Raw genomic sequence first — 753 nt, forward strand, 5'->3', positions numbered from 1 at the left:
ACAACGGTTTGGCTATGAGCAGGCGGGCTTTAAAAGCTACTTACCTGTCAGCCGAGACCAAAGTTTATTAAATGTATTATTGTTTCGTTTTGCACTGTCCGCCCGCTTGCTTATAGCCGTTGTTGTGGCTAGTTTTTTTATTTCTTTTCCGTCAAAGTCGATTTCGTATTCGTCAGAGTTAAAGTCTAAAAGTTTTATCGAGTTCTCAGTTATTTCAACTTCTGGTCGTCCTTCCATATTTACCCAAATATCAGCTGCCGAAAAAGTCCATTTTACCTGTCCTGTTTTGTCAATTCTGTGAATTCCTACTTCTCCGCGAAGTAGATAATCGTTTTCCAAATCGTAGAACTCAAATACTTCTGCCATATCGGGTTGAAGTTTCCAATTCAGGTTGAGTTTATTAAGGTCGATAGAAACGAAATTCAGTCCTAAGCTCAATATTAGATTGTCGTTGTCGATTTTTACAGACTGACTATTTTCGTCATTGCCTTTTTTGTGCAAGAACGTTCCACCTTGGATTCCTGTCACGATACAAGTCCGTTTTGTTTTTTCGTCCGTTAGTACAAACTTTAATGTCGAGTCCCATTCTCCTTTTTCGGATAATTCAATTACAATATCGCTTTCGTTCTTTTCAATCGTCTTTGTCTCGGAATGCCAATTTTCATAATATAAGTCAACTTTCCACTTGTCAGTAGAAAGAGTCAATTCTTGTATGTCGTTGGTATTCGTCATTTTTTCAAATTAGCCACAACG

1 protein-coding gene is annotated in these 753 nt (G+C 37.8%); it reads right to left on the reverse strand.

All coding sequences use genetic code 11. The annotated features are described in order from the left end of the window. Window positions 1-36 precede the first annotated feature (36 nt). Window positions 37-732, reverse strand: coding sequence for a hypothetical protein (locus FHP04_RS14400; RefSeq protein WP_139856845.1), 696 nt, complete (start codon window positions 730-732; stop codon window positions 37-39). Window positions 733-753 lie beyond the last annotated feature (21 nt).

This window comes from Aequorivita sinensis, from assembly GCF_006346335.1.
Taxonomy (GTDB): Bacteria; Bacteroidota; Bacteroidia; order Flavobacteriales; family Flavobacteriaceae; genus Aequorivita; species Aequorivita sinensis.

Excerpts from the sequence above, each read along its gene's own strand:
- FHP04_RS14400 (WP_139856845.1), bottom strand. The coding sequence starts at position 732 with ATGACGAATACCAACGACATACAAGAATTGACTCTTTCTACTGACAAG.